At 63.1% G+C, this 18838-nt stretch carries 16 protein-coding genes; 8 read left to right on the top strand and 8 right to left on the bottom strand.

The annotated features are described in order from the left end of the window. Positions 1–3 precede the first annotated feature (3 nt). The 3 genes from urtC to urtA form a co-directional block, all read right to left on the bottom strand. Positions 4–1239 (bottom strand): urea ABC transporter permease subunit UrtC, encoded by a 1236-nt coding sequence (urtC, locus tag NKJ26_RS00355; RefSeq protein ID WP_352692878.1) that lies wholly within the window; start codon positions 1237–1239, stop codon positions 4–6. Next, positions 1236–2852: an urea ABC transporter permease subunit UrtB gene (gene urtB, locus NKJ26_RS00350; RefSeq protein ID WP_352692876.1), complete on the bottom strand. Its 1617-nt coding sequence runs from the start codon at positions 2850–2852 to the stop codon at positions 1236–1238. The genes urtC and urtB overlap by 4 nt, the downstream gene beginning before the upstream one ends. 125 nt (positions 2853–2977) lie before the next feature. Continuing rightward, positions 2978–4288: an urea ABC transporter substrate-binding protein gene (gene urtA / locus NKJ26_RS00345; RefSeq protein WP_352599209.1), complete on the bottom strand. Its 1311-nt coding sequence runs from the start codon at positions 4286–4288 to the stop codon at positions 2978–2980. Between the two features lie 312 nt (positions 4289–4600). Here urtA and NKJ26_RS00340 point away from each other — a divergent pair, with 312 nt between their 5' ends. After that, the gene (locus tag NKJ26_RS00340; protein WP_352599207.1) at positions 4601–5014 is read left to right on the top strand and encodes a hypothetical protein; all 414 of its coding nucleotides are present in this window, start codon (positions 4601–4603) and stop codon (positions 5012–5014) included. A 145-nt stretch (positions 5015–5159) separates the two neighbouring features. On the opposite strand, the gene cckA is transcribed toward NKJ26_RS00340, so the two are convergent. Then, positions 5160–7736: a cell cycle histidine kinase CckA gene (cckA, locus tag NKJ26_RS00335; protein WP_352692874.1), complete on the bottom strand. Its 2577-nt coding sequence runs from the start codon at positions 7734–7736 to the stop codon at positions 5160–5162. 247 nt (positions 7737–7983) lie between these two features. Here cckA and NKJ26_RS00330 point away from each other — a divergent pair, with 247 nt between their 5' ends. After that, positions 7984–8736 carry a hypothetical protein gene (locus NKJ26_RS00330; protein WP_502903072.1) on the top strand — a complete coding sequence of 251 codons (753 nt, stop codon included), beginning with the start codon at positions 7984–7986 and terminating at the stop codon, positions 8734–8736. A gap of 196 nt (positions 8737–8932) precedes the next feature. Here NKJ26_RS00330 and dksA read toward each other — a convergent pair whose 3' ends face one another. Then, positions 8933–9349 carry an RNA polymerase-binding protein DksA gene (dksA, locus tag NKJ26_RS00325; RefSeq protein WP_352599201.1) on the bottom strand — a complete coding sequence of 139 codons (417 nt, stop codon included), beginning with the start codon at positions 9347–9349 and terminating at the stop codon, positions 8933–8935. 332 nt (positions 9350–9681) lie between these two features. Between dksA and NKJ26_RS00320 the strand changes: the two genes are divergently transcribed. The 4 genes from NKJ26_RS00320 to NKJ26_RS00305 all read left to right on the top strand — a co-directional run bounded on the left by NKJ26_RS00320 (position 9682) and on the right by NKJ26_RS00305 (position 13501). Further along, positions 9682–10185, top strand: coding sequence for a SixA phosphatase family protein (locus NKJ26_RS00320; RefSeq protein WP_352599199.1), 504 nt, complete (start codon positions 9682–9684; stop codon positions 10183–10185). A gap of 76 nt (positions 10186–10261) precedes the next feature. Continuing rightward, positions 10262–11740 (top strand): YcjX family GTP-binding protein, encoded by a 1479-nt coding sequence (locus NKJ26_RS00315; protein ID WP_352599197.1) that lies wholly within the window; start codon positions 10262–10264, stop codon positions 11738–11740. Continuing rightward, a complete protein-coding gene (locus NKJ26_RS00310) occupies positions 11737–12825 on the top strand; it encodes a YcjF family protein (protein ID WP_352599195.1) in 1089 nt (362 codons plus the stop codon). Before NKJ26_RS00315 ends, NKJ26_RS00310 begins: the two co-directional genes overlap by 4 nt. A 124-nt stretch (positions 12826–12949) precedes the next feature. Then, positions 12950–13501: a hypothetical protein gene (locus NKJ26_RS00305; protein ID WP_352692869.1), complete on the top strand. Its 552-nt coding sequence runs from the start codon at positions 12950–12952 to the stop codon at positions 13499–13501. A gap of 79 nt (positions 13502–13580) precedes the next feature. Here NKJ26_RS00305 and NKJ26_RS00300 read toward each other — a convergent pair whose 3' ends face one another. The 3 genes from NKJ26_RS00300 to NKJ26_RS00290 all read right to left on the bottom strand — a co-directional run bounded on the left by NKJ26_RS00300 (position 13581) and on the right by NKJ26_RS00290 (position 16276). After that, a complete protein-coding gene (locus tag NKJ26_RS00300) occupies positions 13581–13847 on the bottom strand; it encodes a hypothetical protein (RefSeq protein WP_352692867.1) in 267 nt (88 codons plus the stop codon). Positions 13848–14027: 180 nt separating this feature from the next. Next, positions 14028–15236, bottom strand: coding sequence for an MFS transporter (locus tag NKJ26_RS00295; RefSeq protein WP_352692865.1), 1209 nt, complete (start codon positions 15234–15236; stop codon positions 14028–14030). Between the two features lie 59 nt (positions 15237–15295). Beyond that, positions 15296–16276: an AraC family transcriptional regulator gene (locus NKJ26_RS00290; protein ID WP_352692863.1), complete on the bottom strand. Its 981-nt coding sequence runs from the start codon at positions 16274–16276 to the stop codon at positions 15296–15298. A 161-nt stretch (positions 16277–16437) separates the two neighbouring features. On the opposite strand from NKJ26_RS00290, the gene NKJ26_RS00285 reads away from it, so the two are divergent. Together NKJ26_RS00285 and NKJ26_RS00280 are read left to right on the top strand one after the other, a co-directional pair. Next, positions 16438–18273, top strand: a complete 1836-nt coding sequence (locus NKJ26_RS00285) for a monovalent cation:proton antiporter-2 (CPA2) family protein (protein WP_352692861.1) — start codon at positions 16438–16440, stop codon at positions 18271–18273. Positions 18274–18283: 10 nt separating this feature from the next. Next, on the top strand, positions 18284–18829 hold the full coding sequence (locus tag NKJ26_RS00280) for a DUF924 family protein (RefSeq protein WP_352692859.1): 546 nt from the start codon (positions 18284–18286) through the stop codon (positions 18827–18829). Positions 18830–18838 lie beyond the last annotated feature (9 nt).

Below are 18838 nucleotides of genomic sequence, written 5' to 3'. Positions count from 1 at the left end.
CGCTCACTCCGCCGGCTGCGGTTCGGGGCTGGACGAAGACCATTCACCCGGCTTTGTCGCCGCGCTGCGAACGATCTTCCGCGGCGGCGGCGGCATCTCAGGATCGGTGCCAGCCTCCTCGGCCGGCGAAGCCGCACGCAACGCCCTGGCGTTGCCGCGCCAGGAATCCCACATGCCGATGATGCCCTTCGGCAGGAACAGCGTGACGGCGACGAACATGCCGCCCAGTGCAAACAGCCAGAATTCCGGCAGCACGCCGGTGAACCAGGATTTGCCGGCATTGACCAGCAGCGCGCCGACAATCGGCCCGACAATGGTGCCGCGTCCACCGACGGCAGCCCAGATCACCACCTCGATCGAATTGGACGGTTCGAACTCGCCCGGATTGATGATGCCGACCTGCGGCACGTAAAGCGCGCCGGCAATGCCGGCCATGACGGCCGAGACGGTGAAGGCGAACAGTTTCACATTCTCCGCCCGCCAGCCGAGGAAGCGTGTGCGGCTCTCGGCGTCACGCACGGCCATAAGCAGCTTGCCGTATTTCGAACCGACGATCGCCCAGGTGATGAAGACCGCGAGTGCCAGCATCACCGCGCTGGCGGCGAACAGGGCCGAACGCGTCGCATCTGCCTGTACGTTGAAGCCCAATATATCCTTGAAATCGGTCAGGCCATTATTGCCGCCGAACCCCATGTCGTTGCGGAAAAAGGCCAGCAGCAGCGCATAGGTCATCGCCTGGGTGATGATCGAGAGATAGACGCCGGTGACGCGGCTGCGGAAGGCGAACCAGCCAAAGACGAAGGCGAGCAGGCCCGGCACCGCAAGCACCATGATCGCGGCGAACCAGAAGTGGTCGAAACCGGTCCAGAACCATGGCAATTGCTTGTAGTTCAGGAACACCATGAAATCTGGCAGAATCGGATTGCCATAGACGCCGCGCGAGCCGATCTGGCGCATCAGATACATGCCCATCGCATAGCCGCCGAGCGCGAAGAAGGCGCCGTGGCCGAGCGAAAGAATGCCGCAATAGCCCCAGACGAGGTCGAGCGCCAGCGCCAGCAACGCATAGCAGAGATACTTGCCGGTCAGCGCCACGATGTAGGCGGGGATATAGAACGCGCTGGCCGGCGAAATGGCCAGGTTGAGCAGCGGCACGATGATGGCCGCCGCCAGCAGGATGAGGATGGTGATGGCGATGCGGCGGTCCGCGCCGGCGGCGAAGAAGCGTCCTGACATCATGCTTCCACCGCCCTGCCCTTGAGCGCGAACAGGCCGCGCGGGCGCTTCTGGATGAACAGGATGATCAAAACCAGCACGACGATCTTGCCGAGCACGGCGCCGGCATAGGGCTCGAGGAATTTGTTGACGATGCCGAGCGAGAAGGCGCCGACCAGCGTGCCCCACAGATTGCCGACACCGCCGAAGACGACGACCATGAAGCTATCGATGATGTAGCTGCGGCCGAGATTGGGCGAGACGTTGTCGATCTGGCTGAGCGCGACGCCGGCGATGCCGGCAATGCCGGATCCGAGCGCGAAGGTCAGCGCGTCGACCCAGGGCGTCCTGATGCCCATCGACGCGGCCATGCGCCGGTTGGCGGTGACGGCGCGCATCTGCAGGCCCCAGGGCGTGCGCTTCATCACATAGAGCAGCACGGCGAAGACACTGAGCGCGAAGACCAGTATCCAGAGACGGTTCCAGGTGATGGCCAACTGGCCGACGTCGAACGAACCCGACATCCAGGAGGGATTGCCGACCTCCTGGTTGGTCGGCCCAAAAATGCTGCGCACGGCCTGCTGCAGGATCAGCGAGACGCCCCATGTCGCCAGCAGCGTTTCCAATGGGCGTCCGTAGAGAAAACGGATGACGCCGCGCTCGATGATGAGACCAACCAGGGCTGAGACCAGGAAGGCCAGCGGCAGCGCGATGACCAGCGACCAGTCGAACAAGCCTGGAAAGGAAGTGCGGATCACCTGCTGGACGACGAAGGTCGTGTAGGCGCCAAGCATGACCATCTCGCCATGCGCCATGTTGATCACGCCCATGACGCCGAAGGTGATGGCAAGGCCGATAGCGGCAAGCAGCAGCACCGAGCCGAGCGAAATGCCGTACCAGATGTTCTGGCCGGCATCCCAGAATGCCAGCGTCGAATTGATGTTTCGAATGGCCGCGGTCGCCGCTTCCTTGACCACGTCGGAAGCGTTCGCCTCGACCGAGGTGAGCAGCGAAACCGCGTCGCGGTCGCCCCTTGCGCCGATCAGCGCCACCGCGGCGAGTTTGTCTGCGTCCGGCCGGTCGGAGACCAGCACGGAAGCGGCACGGGCCTGTTCGAGCAAGGCCTTGACGCTCGCGACCGTCTCGTTGGCGATCGCCGTGTCGAGCGGCTCGATGTTTGAGGCATCCGGCGTCTTGAACATTGTATCGGCGGCGGCGATGCGCGCGGCCGGATCCTTGGCGCCGAGCGTCAGCGTGCCCAGCGCGTCGCGGATGACGCGCCGCAAAGTGTTGTTGACCTTGATCTTGGTGATACCGTCCTTAGCCGCTTCGCCGGACGCTCCGCCGCTCAGCGGGTCGAAAAGCTCGACGCTTTCGCCGGCTTCCTTGCCGACGAACACCAGGGAATCCGCCTTGCGGACATAGAGGTTGCCGTCGGCAAGCGCCGATAGCGGCCGTTCGACGGCGGGATCGCCGGTGGCGGCCAGTTCGTGAACCACGGCTCCCGTGGCGGAAAACCCGGTGGCCGTGGCGAACTTGGCGACGATGGCGCGCAGATCGGCTTCATTGGCATTCGACGGCAAAAGTGTCGCCAGCAGCAACACCAGCATCAGGCCAATCATGCGGATCGATGTCATCGGCTTCGGGTAGCTCCGGGGCTGTTGATTTCGCGCCCGGGCGGGCTTGGAGGAGGAAGCCCGCCCGAAGCGCTTGCGGTCCCGGGCCGTGGCGTTGCGGCCACGGCCCGGTCAGACCGGGAGGATCAGTTCGTGCCTTTGCCGCCGCACTTGCCGGTGGCGACATTGAAGTTGCCGCAGGACAAAGGCGCGCGCCAATCGGAGATCAGGTCCTTGGAATCGGGCAGATAGTCGGACCACTCATCGCCCATCACCAGGCCCGGCGTGCGCGAAACCGTCTCGAACTGGCCGTCGGCCTGGATTTCACCGATCAGCACCGGCTTGGTGATGTGGTGGTTCGGCATCATGGTCGAATAGCCGCCGGTCAGGTTCGGCACGGAAACGCCGACCATCGCATCGATGACCTTGTCCGGATCGGTGGTGCCGGCCTTCTCGACTGCCTTCACCCACATGTTGAAGCCGATATAGTGGGCTTCCATCGGATCGTTGGTGGTGCGCTTGTCGTTCTTGATGAACTTGTGCCAGTCGGCGATGAACTTCTTGTTCTCGGGCGTATCGATGCTCTCGAAATAGTTCCAGGCGGCGAGATGGCCGACCAGCGGCGCGGTGTCGAGACCGGCAAGCTCTTCCTCGCCGACCGAGAACGCCATGACGGGGATGTCCTCGGCCTTGATGCCCTGGTTGCCGAGTTCCTTGTAGAACGGCACATTGGCGTCGCCGTTGACCGTCGAGACGACGGCGGTCTTCTTGCCGGCCGAGCCGAACTTCTTGATTGCCGAGACTTCGGTCTGCCAGTCGGAGAAGCCGAACGGCGTGTAGTTGACCTGGATATCCTCGGCCGCGACGCCCTTGGCCTTCAGGTAGGCTTCGAGGATCTTGTTGGTGGTGCGCGGATAGACGTAGTCGGTGCCCTCGAGCACCCAACGCTTCACCGAACCGCCGTCCTCGCTCATCAGATAGTCGACGGCCGGGATGGCTTGCTGGTTCGGCGCCGCGCCGGTGTAGAACACGTTGCGCTCGCTTTCCTCGCCCTCATACTGGACGGGATAGAACAGGATGTTGTCGAGTTCGGAGAACACCGGCAGCACCGATTTGCGCGACACCGAGGTCCAGCAGCCGAACACGGCCGCTACCTTGTCCTTGGAGATCAGCTCGCGCGCCTTTTCGGCGAATAGCGGCCAGTTGGAAGCCGGATCGACGACGACGGCTTCGAGCTTCTTGCCGAGCAAGCCGCCCTTGGCGTTCTGCTCGTCGATGAGCATCAGCATGGCGTCCTTCAGCGTCGTCTCCGAAATCGCCATGGTCCCCGACAGCGAATGGAGGATGCCGACCTTGATCGTGTCCTCGGCCGCCTTCGCGGGAGCGGACACCATCAGGCTGGCGGCGACCACGCCAGCCGAAAACATTTTTGTTATTGTCAAGAAATTACCCCTCATGCCTAACACTCCCAAACTGGTTGATTGCATCGCAACAATACGAAGCAACCCCCATGCCAACTGCCGATCCAACGTGTCTTCGAGGTGGATAATCGAACGCAATCAAAGGCTTGCATATTAGCAACACATAAACAAAGAGGTCCGGTCGAGAATCGATTGCGGGAAATTTGCGCAGCGCACACCGCTTGTGCCTAATTTTCGTACAAATTTTTCCGGTGCCTAGATTTTGACCCGACTCCTCGGGTCGCAAATGACAAATGTTGCGGCAGGGCACAGAAATAGGGCAAGCTCGCCGTTCAACCGGACGACGTCATGGCATCCTGGATTTCCCGCCTTTCTATTGCCCGCATTGCTCTTGGCATCCTGCTTCCGACGACAGCGACCGGCGATGCACGCGCCGACTTCAGTGACGGAAAGATGCCCGACGGCACCTATCACTGCGAAGTCTACTTGCTCGGCATGTTCCTCAGTCTCGGCGACATCACCATCAAGGGAAATGTCTATAGCGGCCCGGTCACGTTTGGGGCGGCACGGCAGGGTTACAACTACCAGATGGACGCAAACGGCGTGATCTCATGGCTGGGACCGCTCGGCGGCTATACCACCGGCGGCAACTCGCTCTCGCTGACCCAGGCAACATTGGATGGCCAGAACCCGCCCTCCTTCGACATCATCATGAAGCAGCCCGACGGCGCCTTCACCGCCTCGACTTGTACGAAGAACTGAGACGCCGAGAGAAAAAGAGGCACTAGACCTCGTCTGCCCGGCGGGATCGCCAGCGACACGATCGTAAGCGCACGACCTGCGCAGCCATCGGCCGGGCATGGTAGGCCGATGGCGTCGAAGCGGGAAACGGCCTGATCAGCGATTTCTAAGATTCAAGCACATCCTTGACGATGGTCGCCAGCTGCTTGAGCGAAAACGGCTTCGGCAGGAAGCCGAAATGCGCGTCCGCAGGGAGGTTCCTGGCGAATGCGTCCTCGGCATAGCCGGACACGAAAACGAATTTGATGTCGGGCTGGCGCTTGCGCAGTTCGCCGAGCAGCGTCGGCCCGTCCATTTCCGGCATCACCACGTCCGAAACGACGATATCGACCTTGCCGCCGAGCGCTTCGAACACTTCCAGCGCCTCGACGCCCGAGGATGCCTCGTGCACGGTATAGCCGCGCGAGGTGAGTGCCCGCATGCCGCCCATGCGCACGGCATCCTCATCCTCGACCAACAGCACCGTGGCCGACCCGGACAGGTCCTTGGCGGTATCGGCCGGCTTGACCGGCGCCGCGGCCGGCGCTTCACCGGCTTCGCTGGCCTTTTTCGCCTCAGCGATGTGACGCGGCAGGAAGATGCGGAAAACGGTCCCCTTGCCGACCTCGGAATCGCAGAAAATGAAGCCGCCGGTCTGCTTGATGATGCCGTAGACCATGGACAGGCCAAGGCCCGTGCCCTTGCCGACTTCCTTGGTGGTGAAGAACGGCTCGAATATCTTCTTCAGCACGTCCGGCGCGATACCGCTTCCGGTATCCTCGACCTCGGCCACGACATAGTCTGCCGCGGCGAGTTCGCGGTAGGGAAAGGTCTTGCACTCCTCGGCGGTCACGTTGCGGGTGCGCACGGTGAGATCGCCGCCGGCCGGCATCGCGTCGCGCGCATTGACCGCCAGGTTGACCACCACCTGCTCGAACTGCCCGATATCGACCTTGACCGGCCACAGGTCGCGTCCATGGTCGATCTTCAGCTTGATGTCGTTGCCGACCAGGCGGGCAAGCAGCATCCTGAGATCGGCGAGCACGTCGGTCAGGTTGAGCACTTCCGGCCGTAGCGTCTGCTTGCGCGAGAAGGCCAGCAATTGCCGCACCAGCGACGCCGCCCGGTTGGCGTTCTGCTTGATGTTCATGATGTCGGGGAAGGACGGGTCCGACGGCCGGTGGTTGGTCAAAAGCAGGTCCGACGCCATGATGATGGCGGTCAGCACATTGTTGAAATCATGGGCGATGCCGCCGGCAAGCTGGCCGACCGCCTGCATTTTCTGGCTCTGGGCCATCTGGCCCTCAAGCGCTTTCTGTTCGGTCGTGTCGACGGCGTAGACGATGGCCGACTCCTCGGCGCCCTCGCCGCCGGTGCCGTCGGCAACGGCGTTGACATAGAAACGGATGTGCCGCTCTTCATTGCCTGGCAGCAGCGTGTCGATCGGCTCTATATCGGCCTGCCGCTGCCGTGCCTTTTCGAATGCCGCGGCAAAGGCCGGCCGGTCGCGTTCATGGATCACCGTATCGAGCCGCACGCGGCGATCCACGGCATCCCGGTCGACGACCGAGGAAAACAGCGACAGGAACGGCGCGTTGGTGCGCAGGATGCGCCCGCTGGCATCGACGCCGGCGATCGCCATCGGCGTCGAATTGAAGAAGCGGGTGAAGCGCACCTCCGAGGCGCGCAGATCGGCCGAGGCATCCTCGCCTTGCGTGCGATTGAGCACGATCGTGCGCGTCGGGCCGCCAATGCCTTCGCGGCTGGCCGAAACGCGGTGCATGAAGCGCACCGGCAGCGCCTCGCCCGTCATCGTCGTCAGGTCGAGATCGATGACCGCGTTGCGGGTCGTGCCGGGATCGGCCTTGACCGAGCGCACCAGCGCCATGCCGTCGCCGGCGACGATATCCGGCAAGGTCACGGCGCCTGGCGTGAAGCTGGCGAGATCGATGCCCAGCCATTCGGCGAGCGTGGCGTTGATATAGGTGACGCGGCCGTCCTGGTCGGCGGAAAAGAAGCCAGCCGGAGCGTGATCGAGGTGATCGATGGCTTTCTGCAAATCGAGGAAGAAGCGCTCCTGTTCGGCCCGCTCCTGCGAAATATCGGCGAGCTGCCAAGCCAGCATCGGCAGGCGTTGGCCCGGAATGTTGAAGGCGCGGGCACGGGCGCGATACCAGCGGGCGCCCGGTTCGGCCCCGGGCCGGATGGATTGCGCCAGCCGGAACTCGCCGTCGCCTGGCTGGCCGTCGCGCAGGCCGGATGCCAGCCGGTAGATGGTCACCGAGGCTTCAGGCACGTCCGAAAGCAGGCCTTCGACCGTCTTCAGGTCGGCGGCCGAAGAGGCTCCGGTCATGTCGGCATAGGCGCGGTTGGCGTAGACGACGCGCCCCTTGGTATCCGTGACGAGGAGGCCCTGCGACATCGAATCGACGAATGCCTTCGACAATTCGTCACCGGTCGAGCGAGGCGTGATCTGCACGAAGCCGATCGCGGTCGCGAACAGGAAGCCGACGCCGATCATCGCCAGCACGCCGAGCATGCCGAGCAGGAAAGGATCGCCGAGGCGCTCGCGGAAAATGCCGAAGACGACCGCGGCCCCTGTCAGGACGATGATGAAGATGATGAGCCGGGTGACCGCGCCCGGTCGCGTGTTCTGATCGACGATCGGTACCGGATAGAAATCGCCGCGCACTTCCTTGGCCATGTGCCCCCTGCTCGTGAAGTCCGGTGTTCTGGCACTCGCCCCAATTGCGCCGGCACCCACCCCAACCGGGTTGAATCATATTCTCCCGGTCCGGAAAAGGCCCGCGTGGCAAATGTCAGATAAAAATGATGTCTGCCGGCCTTCGAGTGTTTCAAGCTGTTCACGAAGCGTGAAAGGCAACTTGCGGTCGCACGCCGCAACGGTCTAGTGTCGCCTCTCTTTCCAAACCGATCAGGGGGAACCAATGCTGCAATGGCTGGATAGCGTAGCTGGTCCCGGTTATGCCGCGGCGCTCCTGTGGACCTTCGCCGCGCTGATCCTGCTGGTCATCGTTCTCGTCATCGTCAAGCTCGTCCGCAACCTGACTTTCGGCACCTTTGTCGCCGGCGGCAGGAACCGCAAGACACGCCTGGCGGTCATGGACGCCACCGCCGTCGATAGCCATCGCCGGCTGGTGCTGGTGCGCCGCGACGATATCGAACACCTGCTTCTGATCGGCGGCCCGACGGACGTCGTCGTCGAACGCGATATCCGTCTTGCCGCGCCGCGCCGTCCGGCACTGACCGGAGACAGCGGCTTGCAGCCCGTTCCGGCCGCAGCCGCCCCGGCGGCAAGGCCGCGTGCGCCTCAGCCTGCTCCGGCGCCGGCAAGACAGGCGCCGGCTCCACAACCGGTGAACGCGGCGCCGCCGCCTGCACGCCCGCGCCCTGCGGCACCGCCGCCGGCGCCGGCCCCGAAGCCCGCGCCGCACAGCTATCAGCCGACGAGTGTCACGCCGTTGCCTGCCTATGGCTCCGCCAACGCCAATTCCGTAAGGCACACGCCGCCGCCGACGCCCAAGCAGGACAGCGTCGACGACGCGCTGATGCAGGAACTCGAGGTTTCACTGGACCAAAACCATTCCGGCGGTCCGGCAAACAGCCCGGCGGCCAAGACGCCGCCATCGCTCGACGATGAGATGACCAGGCTTCTGGGCGAACTCTCCAGCCAGAAGAGATGATCGGTTCGGGAGCCGCCTCACCCAGACAGTTCGAATTCAGTGCCGGACAGTTCAAATTCGGCGCCAAACAGTTCGAATTCGGCGAATGTGATTTCCGCGCGTGGATCGATGCGTCACGCAAAAATGGCCGGGGAAACCGGCCATTTTGATACCAATATCGCTGCAACCGGCTTGAACGCGAGCCAGAAACGACGCGTCAGTCGTCGCGATAGACTTTTTCGCGGCGTTCATGCCGCTCCTGCGCTTCGATCGACAAGGTAGCGATCGGACGGGCATCGAGCCGCTTCAGCGCGATCGGCTCGCCGGTTTCCTCGCAATAGCCGTAGGTGCCTTCGTCGATGCGCTGCAGCGCCGAATCGATCTTTGCGATAAGTTTCCGCTGACGGTCGCGGGCCCTGAGCTCGATGGCGCGGTCTGTTTCCGAAGAGGCGCGATCGGCGAGATCGGGATGGTTGGCGTTTTCCTGCTGCAGGATTTCGAGGGTTTCGCGCGCTTCGCGCAATATGTCGCTCTTCCAGGTGACGAGCTTCAGGCGGAAGTAAGATTTCTGCCGCTCGTTCATGAACGGCTCGTCTTCGGAGGGTACGTAATCGGCGGTAACGGCATCGTTCATTCGACTCACCCAAACAGCCCCAAATTCCGCGCCTATATATTCGCGGTCCGACGCCCGCACAAGCGCAATTAGCCGCCGGGTCACGCAATTGTTAATCTGCGGCCGCGGGGCTGTTTAAAGGGACGCGGCCAAGTCCCTACACGCCAAATCTTGTGATGCTGCGAGCCGTGCTTTGCAAAAGACGGTCGGAATTTGCGCATCCCTGCGCGATTACCTCTTTTCTCGCCGGCGTCCATGATTCGAGGCTCTCGGGAGCAAGAACCATTGTGCGCGAACCAGTTCTCGTGGCTAATCGCCGGGCGGTTTCGGCCCTGGTCGTCGTTGGAGGTTGGGTGAGCAGGCTTTATCTTCTGAGACACGCCAGGGCCGGTTGGGCGCTGCCCGGCATGCGTGATTTCGATCGCCCGCTCGATGCATCCGGCCGCGCCGAAGCCGAGAGGATGGGAGCGGCCATGCGCTCACGCGTCTATGTGCCGGACCTGACGCTGTGCTCCAATGCCAGACGCGCCAAGGAGACGCTCGAAGGCTTGGCCGGGGAGACCGACACAGGCAAGGTGCTGTTCTTCGACACGCTCTACAGTGAAGACGCCGGCGGCTATCTCCGCCTCATCCGCGACCACGGCGGACCCGGTTCATTGCTGGTCATCGGCCACAATCCGATGACGGAGGATCTCGCCATGGCGGTTTCGGGCGACGGCGACGAGACGGCGCGGGCCATGCTCAATCACGGCTTTCCGACCGCTGGCCTGGCCGTCATCCGATTCGAAGGCGATCTGGCGAAGGCCTCCCAGGGCACCGGCTATCTCGAAGCCTTCCTGACGCCGGCCGATCTCTGATGTCAATTCCCGGCGCCATTTCAAAGCCGGGCTCCAGAGCCTATATCGGACGGACCGAAGCCCGAGAGAGCATGTTTTGGCATCATCGCTGACCACCTTCACCGACGAAGCAAGAATTGCTCTCGACACGCTCTCCGGGCGCGCCACGGGGCTTTTTTCGCCATCGCTGCGATTGGGTGTCACGGGCCTTTCCCGCGCCGGCAAGACCGTCTTCATCTCGGCCTTTGTCCACAATTTGATCCACGGCGGGCGCCTGCCGTTGTTCGAGGCGCAGAAATCAGGGCGTATCGCGCGCGCTTTCCTGGAACAGCAGCCGGACGATGCCGTGCCGCGCTTTCAGTATGAGGACCACATCGCCGCCTTGGTCAATGATCGCGTCTGGCCGGATTCGACCCGCGCCATCTCGGAATTGCGGTTGACCATCGAATATGAATCGGCTTCCGGCTGGAGCCGCATGTTCTCTTCCGGCAAGCTGTCGGTCGACATCGTCGACTACCCCGGCGAATGGCTGCTCGACCTGCCGTTGCTCGGCAAGTCCTTCGCCGATTTCTCCCGCGAAGCCATTGAAATGGCGGCGTTGCCGGTGCGCGAGGACCTGTCGCGGGCCTGGCGAGCCGTCTCAACCGAAATCGACCCGAACGCCGACGCCGACGAGATGACGGCGCGCCGGCTGGCCGAAAGCTTCGCCGCCTACCTCAAGGCCTGCAAGCTCGACGAGCGGGCGCTTTCGACCTTGCCGCCCGGTCGCTTCCTGATGCCTGGCGATCTCGAAGGTTCCCCTGCCCTGACCTTCGCACCGCTGGTTGGCCTCGGCGACAGGCGTCCTCGCAACGGCTCGCTGCATGCAATGATGGAAAGGCGCTACGAGGCCTATAAGACACATGTCGTCAAACCGTTCTTCCGCGAGCACATCGCCCGCCTCGATCGCCAGATCGTTCTGATCGACGCCATGCAGGCGCTGAACGCCGGCCCCGGTGCTATGGCCGACCTGGAACGCGCGGTAACCGAGATCCTAAGCTGTTTCCGACCCGGCCGGGGCAGCTTCCTCACCGATCTTTTCGCCCGGCGCATCGACCGCATACTGGTCGCCGCCACCAAGGCCGATCACCTGCACCATGAAAGCCATGATCGCTTGCAGGCAATCGTGCGGCGCCTGGCCGACCGTGCCGTGGCGCGGGCGAATTTCACTGGTGCCGATGTCGACGTGGTCGCCATGGCGGCGATGCGCGCGACGCGCGAAGGCACCGTCAAACAAGGCCGTGAGACATTGCCGGTCATCATCGGCACGCCGATTGCCGGCGAGAGGATCAATGGTGAGACGTTCGACGGAAAGACGGAAACAGCTATATTTCCCGGTGACTTACCGGAGAAAATCGATACGGTTTTCGATGTTTCGGCGCCCGACCACAGGCAAAACTCTGCGGACCCGACAATCCGCTTCGTCCGTTTCCGCCCACCAAAGCTCGAACGCACCGCCGAAGGCGTCACGCTGTCGCTGCCGCATATCAGGCTCGACCGTGCCTTGCAGTTCCTGATCGGAGATCATCTGGCATGACCTCGCCCCGCAAGCCGGCGGCGTTCCGCATCGAGCCGGAAGCCGCGTCAAGACAAGAGACGCCTGAGCCTCGCCGTGCCCACGCCGAACCCCAGCGGAAACCCCGCGCGATGAAGGCCGACGTGGCGCTGGTCATACCGGCCGAGGTGGACGTCTTCGATGAACCCGACATCGTTGCCGCCGAGCCGCCCGCGGTCGCCCCGAGAAGAAAATCGCTGCTCGGCAGCGTCTTCTTCGGCGCTCTTGGCGTGCTGGTCTCGCTGGCTATCGGCATGTGGACCGACCAGCTGATACGCGATCTTTTTGCACGAGCCGAATGGCTTGGCTGGCTGGCCGCCGGCGTCGCGGCAATCGCCGTGCTGGCGCTTGCGGTGATCCTGATCCGGGAATTCCTGGCGATCGCCCGTCTCGCCGAGGTCGAAAAGCTGCAGAAGCGGGCGCTCGACGCGATTGCGCGCGACGATCCCAAGGCGGCACGATCGGTTGTCGACGAGCTCTCCGCCTTTGTCGCGGCCAAGCCCGAGACCGCGGCCGGCCGGCGCGCGCTGGCCGAATTGCGCGGCGAGATCATCGACGGCGCCAACCTGGTGCGCCTGGCCGAAGCGGAAATTCTCGGTCCGCTCGACATCAGGGCGAAGGTGATGATTCTGGAGGCTGCCAAACGCGTCTCGCTGGTGACGGCGGTCAGTCCGCGCGCGCTGGTCGATGTCGCCTATGTCGTGTTCGAGGCCGGACGCCTCATCCGCCGCCTGTCGGAACTCTATGGCGGCCGGCCGGGAACGCTCGGTTTCTTCCGGCTGGCGCGCAGCGTGCTGGCGCATCTGGCGGTCACCGGTTCGATCGCCGTCGGCGATAGTTTCGTCCAGCAGATCGTCGGCCATGGCCTTGCGGCACGCCTTTCGGCCAGGCTTGGCGAAGGCATCGTCAACGGCATGATGACGGCGCGCATCGGCATCGCCGCGATGGAGACGGCGCGGCCCCTGCCCTTCAGCGCCGCAAAGCGCCCGGGACTGGGCGATTTCCTCTCCGCGCTGACCTCGTTTGCAGCGAAGAAAGACACCGAAACGCCCGGCGCCGGCAAATAACGCCAGGATGTTCGGAGATGGTTGGCGGATGGCGGTTTCGAGACCCGGCAGTGACGAAGCATTAACCAATCTTGTTCATGGTCAGCCTGGTTTCAAACAGCCTCGTTGTTGCCGGGTGTCGTCGATGAAAAGCGTAGTTCTGTCCAGCATCCTGCCCCTGGCGGTCGCGATCACAGCAGTCGCCGGACTTGCCGCGGGGGCAAACGCCGCGGAGCCGGACAAGCAGTTCTTCCAGTCCGCCGAAGGCAAGTGGGTCGGTCCGGGCGAAATCGTCGCCGGCAAGTACAAGGGCACGAAATTCAACTGCAGCTTCACCGGCTCCACGCCCGACGGCAAGATGGGCATGACGCTTGACGGCGGCTGCAGGGTCGGCGTGTTCACCCAGCCCATGTCGGCCAAGATCGAGCGCAAGGGTCGGGATTATAAGGGTTCTTTCATGGGCGGCTCGGCCGGTTCCGGGCTCGACATCATCGGCGGCAATGTCGTCGATGCCCGCAAGGTGGTCTTCACCATCAACCGCAATCAGCTGCGCGGCGTCATGCAGGCCCGCATTCCCGACGACAATTCGATGACGGTGACCGTTGCCGTTCGCGTCCAGGACCAGTTGGTGCCGGTGATCGGCATGAGTCTGAAGCGCGTCGACGCCGTCGAAGTCGGCTCTATTGCGCCGAACTGAACCGAACTTATCCTGCCTGAACATGGAAAAGCGGCAACCCAAGGGGCCGCCGCTTCGCTTGAACCAGTCGAATCAGTGCTTAGCTCTTGATCGCGGCAGTGACCTCGTCATAGGCCTTGCAGGCATCGGCCAGGGTCGTGGCGCCCTGATACTTGGTTGTCACCGTCTGGACCTTGGCCGTCAGGTCAGCCGCCTTGGACGGGTCCTCGGTGATCGCCTCCTGCAGGGCGGCAGCCATGTCCTGCGCCTTCTTGGTCGCGATCTCCGCCGTGCACTCGGGCGCCTTGGAACAAGCCGAACCGGCAAGCACCGCCAGGCCGACGGCGACAAGCAAAAACTTCTTCATGTCAGTCATCTCTCCTCAAAAGGGCGCGACTTGATCGTCGCTCGCCCCCAATGGCCGAAGCCGAGCGTGCTTAACCTCCGATTGTGGCAAGATGCAACGCAACCGGAGGCTCAACTTGTGTAACGTGCCTGCAACATTGCCCGGGCCGGATTCAGGCTACCGTGTCAGCGGCGGCAAAGTTCAGCTGCGCGGCTGTAGCAGCGCCAATACGGCTGTCGATGCTGCAAGGATAGCAGTCACAGTCAAAGGCGCGGTAGGGCCATAGGTGTCCACGACATAGCCGCCGACAACAGCGCCGACGGTGATGGCGACCTGAAACGAGGCGACCATCAGGCTGCCCGCCGCTTCCAGCGCGTCCGGCGCTGCGCGAGACAAATTTGTCGGCAGCACCACCGGCGCCATGCCGAAGGCGAAGCCCCACAGCGTAACGAAGCCAAAGGCAACGCCAATGTGTACGCCCCAAAGCACCAATGCCAGCGCCGCAAACGCCATCAATGCCGCGGTAACCACGAGAGCCACGTGGATATTGGCGTCGGCGATGCGGCCACCGGCAATATTGCCGATCACCGCGGCAATGCCAAATCCGAGCAACGCCAGGGCAATTGGCCCGGTTGCAAGGAGCGTCACATGTTCGAGAAAGGGACGCACATAGACCGAGCCGGCAAAATGCCCCGTCATCAGCAGAAGGATAGCAAGCATACCAAGTTGAATGCCACGCCGGCGTGTCAGCCGAAGGACGTCTGCAAGACTATTGCTTGCCGCTGCCGGCAAAGACGGCAGGCTAAGCAATTGCAGTAGCATGGCAAGCAAGGCCAACCCGGCTGTCATGGCCATGGCGCTGCGCCAACCCAGCCAGTCGCTGATCAACGCGCCCATCGACGGTGCGGCAATGGTTGCGAGCGAAACACCGAGGGTGACGATAGCCATGCCCCGCCCAGTCGCATTGGCGCCAACCAACCTCGCCACGACGGCGACCGAGAGTGCCCAGAAAGCGCTGAGTGCGATCCCCAGTCCGGCCCGACCCAGCAACAACAACCAGAAATCGGTCGCCAGCGCCGCAAGAATGTTGGAACCGACCGCCAAGGCGCTGAGACCAACCAGCACTGCCTTGCGGTTCAATCGGCCGATGAGAACATTGCTCAACATGGCCGTCACGGCGCCGACGGACGCTGTGGCCGTAACAACCTGTCCGGCCGTTCCTTCACTGATACCGAGATCGCGCGCCAGTGGCGTCAGCAGACCTGCCGGCAGAAATTCGGCTGACACCAGAGCAAAGCTGGTGGCGGCCAATGAAATGACCGCGAACCAGGTGGTTGCGTCCCATTTGGCCTGCGCAGCCGCATCAACGTCTGTCGCCGGGTTTTCAAGCTGTAATGTTGTGTCTGTCACAGAAGCATCTCCAAAGTTTGGAGATCTTCATAAACGACTCCTTTCGGATGAAATGCATCTCAAAATCCGAAATTCATGTCTATTCGTCCGGGAATTGTGCGACGCACAACGCCAGGGGAGACATTGGTGATGCGCTTGAAGGCGCGAGCGAAGGATGCCTCGGAATCATAGCCCAAGCGGGTAGCAACCTCGGCCACCGACAAACCGTTTTGCCCCAACAACTCGCGGGCAAGCTGCATGCGCAAACGGGCGAGATAGCGTGCCGCGCCTTCTCCCAATACGGCGCTGAAGCGCTCGGCGAAAATCGAGCGCGATTGGCCTGCCAGGCTGGCGAGGCTTTCGAGCGTCCAGTTATGGCCGGGATCTCTGTGCATGGCTGCCAGGGCGCGGCCAATATGGGGGTCGCGGATGGCAGCGAGCCAACCGGTGGTCGAAGCTCCCGTGCAATTGACCCAGCAGCGAATGAGCCGGGCTGTCAGCAAGTCCGCCATACGCGACAAGATGGTGGCGCTGCCCATCTGCGGTTGCGCGGCCTCCGCGGACATGGCCGCCAGCAAAGGACCAACGACCGGGTCATTGCCGGCCACATCGCAACCCTTGATGATAGGCGGCATCAGCGCGATCAACGGGTTTAACGCACAGGCGCCCAAGGCCATTGAGCCGCAGAAAAGGGTGCTTGTCGCGCCCGTGCCTTCCCGTACGACTTCGCAGACGTTGCTCCCCAACTTGGTCACCCGGCAATCATCGAGCGAGCCGCCTGCAACGTCCGGCGCGCTAGCCAGCCGATGGGCGATGCCTTGCGGCAGCAGCACCAGATCGCCATCGCGCAACTCCAGCCAGCCTTGCGCTTCGGTATGGACCCAGCATGGCCCCTGACCGACAAAGTGAAAACGAAGCAGCGATTGTTGCGGAAATTCTATGCTCCAAGGATGCCGGAGCTCGCAGCGGCCATAATTGACGCCACTCAAGCGAAAGTCTTGCAGGACTTCGCTGAGCGCATCCATCGGAATATGTGACAGCGAGGACGAATGGTTAGTCATTCTGCCGATATATATACCAATCGTCCGACAGGCAAGTGGAGACCATTGTTCCACCAGGGGAAACGCTTCGACGGCACCCTACCCGTCCTGGCAGGCTCCCCGCCCTTGCCTCCCGCTCCAACTGCATGCAAGGAGTGCTGTCGGACATAGGGAAAAGAGGCATGGCGGTAGAGGCATCAGGCAGCGATCTGGTTCAGGTGGTGGCGCTGCTCGCCGCGGGTGTCGTCGCCGTTCCCATCTTCAAGCGCATGGGTCTCGGCTCGATTCTCGGCTACCTGGCGGCCGGGGTGGTGATCGGCCCCTTCGGCCTGCGCATCTTTTCCGAATCGGAAGCCATTCTTCATGTCGCCGAGCTGGGCGTCGTGATGTTCCTGTTCATCATCGGGCTGGAAATGCAGCCGTCTCGGCTGTGGGGCCTGCGCCGGGAGATCTTTGGCCTCGGTGCCTTGCAGGTCGGCGTCTGCGCTGTCCTGCTGACCGGTGTCGGCATGGCGGGAGGATTTCCCATCTCGCAGTCCTTCGTCGCCGGTGCAGGTTTCGTGCTGACCTCGACGGCGATCGTCATGCAGCTTCTCGAGGAGCGCGGCGAAATCGCCTCGCCCAAGGGCCAGCGCATCGTCTCCATCCTCTTGCTGGAAGACCTCGCGATCGTGCCGCTGCTGGCCCTGATCGCCTTCCTGGCACCCGGCGGCGCCGATACGAGCCTGTCGGAGCGCTTGACCGAGGTCGGCATCGGCCTGGCCGCCATCGTCGGGCTGGTGGTGGCCGGACGTTATCTGCTCAATCCGTTCTTCCGCATCCTTGCCGATGCCCGCGCCCGCGAAGTAATGACGGCCGCAGCGCTTCTGGTCGTGCTCGGATCGGCGCTCGCCATGCAGCTCAGCGGCCTGTCGATGGCGATGGGCGCTTTCCTCGCCGGTGTGCTTCTGTCCGAATCGACCTTCCGCCATCAACTGGAGGCCGACATCGAACCGTTCCGCGGCATCCTGCTCGGCCTGTTCTTCCTCGCCGTCGGCATGTCGCTCGACCTGCACATAGTCGCCGAGAACTGGAAGCTGATCGCCGTCTATGTCGTCGCCTACATGGTGATGAAAGCGCTCGGCATCTACATCGTCGCCCGCATCCTGAAAACCGGCCACCGTGAAGCGCTGGAACGCGCCGTCTTCATGGCGCAGGGCGGCGAATTCGCCTTCGTCCTCTATTCCGCAGCCGCTTCCGTCGGCATCATCGACAGCCAGGGCAACGCGACGCTGACCGCGATCGTCATCATCTCCATGGTGCTGACGCCACTGGCGATCGTCGCGTTGCGCTATCTCACGCCGCGCGACGAGCAGTCGCTTGAAGGTGTCGACGTCGCCGACGGCCTTACCGGCAGTGTGCTGATCATCGGTTTCGGCCGCTTCGGCCAGATTGCCAGCCAGCCGCTGCTGCTGCGCGGCATCGATGTGTCGATCATCGACAACGAGGTCGAAATGATCCAGGCGGCCGCCGATTTCGGTTTCAAGGTCTATTATGGCGACGGCACGCGCCTGGATATCCTGCATGCCGCCGGCGCCGGCCGGGCGCGTGCGGTGCTGATCTGTGTCGACAAGCCCGATGTGGCCGTCCGCATCGCCCAGCTGGTCAAGGCCGAGTTTCCTCTGCTTACGGTGCTCGCACGGGCTTTCGACCGCGGCACCGCGCTGCAGCTCATTCGCGTCGGCGTCGACTTCCAGCTGCGCGAAACCTTCGAGTCGGCGCTGGTTTTCGGCGGCTCGGCCCTGGAATCGTTTGGCGTCGATCCGGAAGAGGTCGCCGAAGTGATCGAGGACGTGCGGCGCCGCGACACCGCCCGTTTCGAGACGCAACTCGCCGAAGGCGTCCGCGCCGGACAGCGCTTCCTGAAGGGCAATATCGGCACGCCTATTCCGACGCCGCTGTCCACGCCGCGTCGCCCTGGCCAGGCGCTCAACGAAGAGACGGCCGGCGTGCTGCACAAATCCAAGCCCACGGACTGACGAGGAACGCATGAAATTGGACAGCAGAGCCCTCTCGGTCACCAAATTCTGGCGTGATGCCGGCGAGGATGCATGGTTCGAAAAGAACGACGCTTTCGATGCCGATTTCCGCACCGGCTTCCTCGAGCTGCATTACGACGCCGCGCGGCGGCAATGCGACGACTGGTCGGACCATGCCGAAGGCTCGCTGGCGCTGATGATCCTGCTCGACCAGTTTCCGCGGAACTGCTTTCGCGGCACCGGCCATATGTACGCCACCGACCCGCTGGCCAGGCATTTCGCCCGCAAAGCGGTCTTGGCCGGCCAGGATCTGTTGCTCGCACCGGAAATCCGCGTGTTCCTGTATCTGCCGTTCGAACATTCCGAGCTGCTCGCCGATCAGGAAACGTCCGTGGAACTCACCGCGGCCAGGGCACCGGACTACCTCAAATACGCCGAAGAGCACCGCGACATCATCCAGCGTTTCGGCCGCTTTCCGCATCGCAACAAGATGCTCGGCCGCGATACGACGCCGGAGGAGAAGGTGTTCCTGGACGAGGGCGGCTTTTCCGGCTGATGTCCTGGC

It is taken from the genome of Mesorhizobium sp. M0152 (assembly GCF_040322415.1).
Lineage (GTDB): Bacteria > Pseudomonadota > Alphaproteobacteria > Rhizobiales > Rhizobiaceae > Mesorhizobium.
This window is presented reverse-complemented; position numbering and strand designations above follow the sequence as displayed.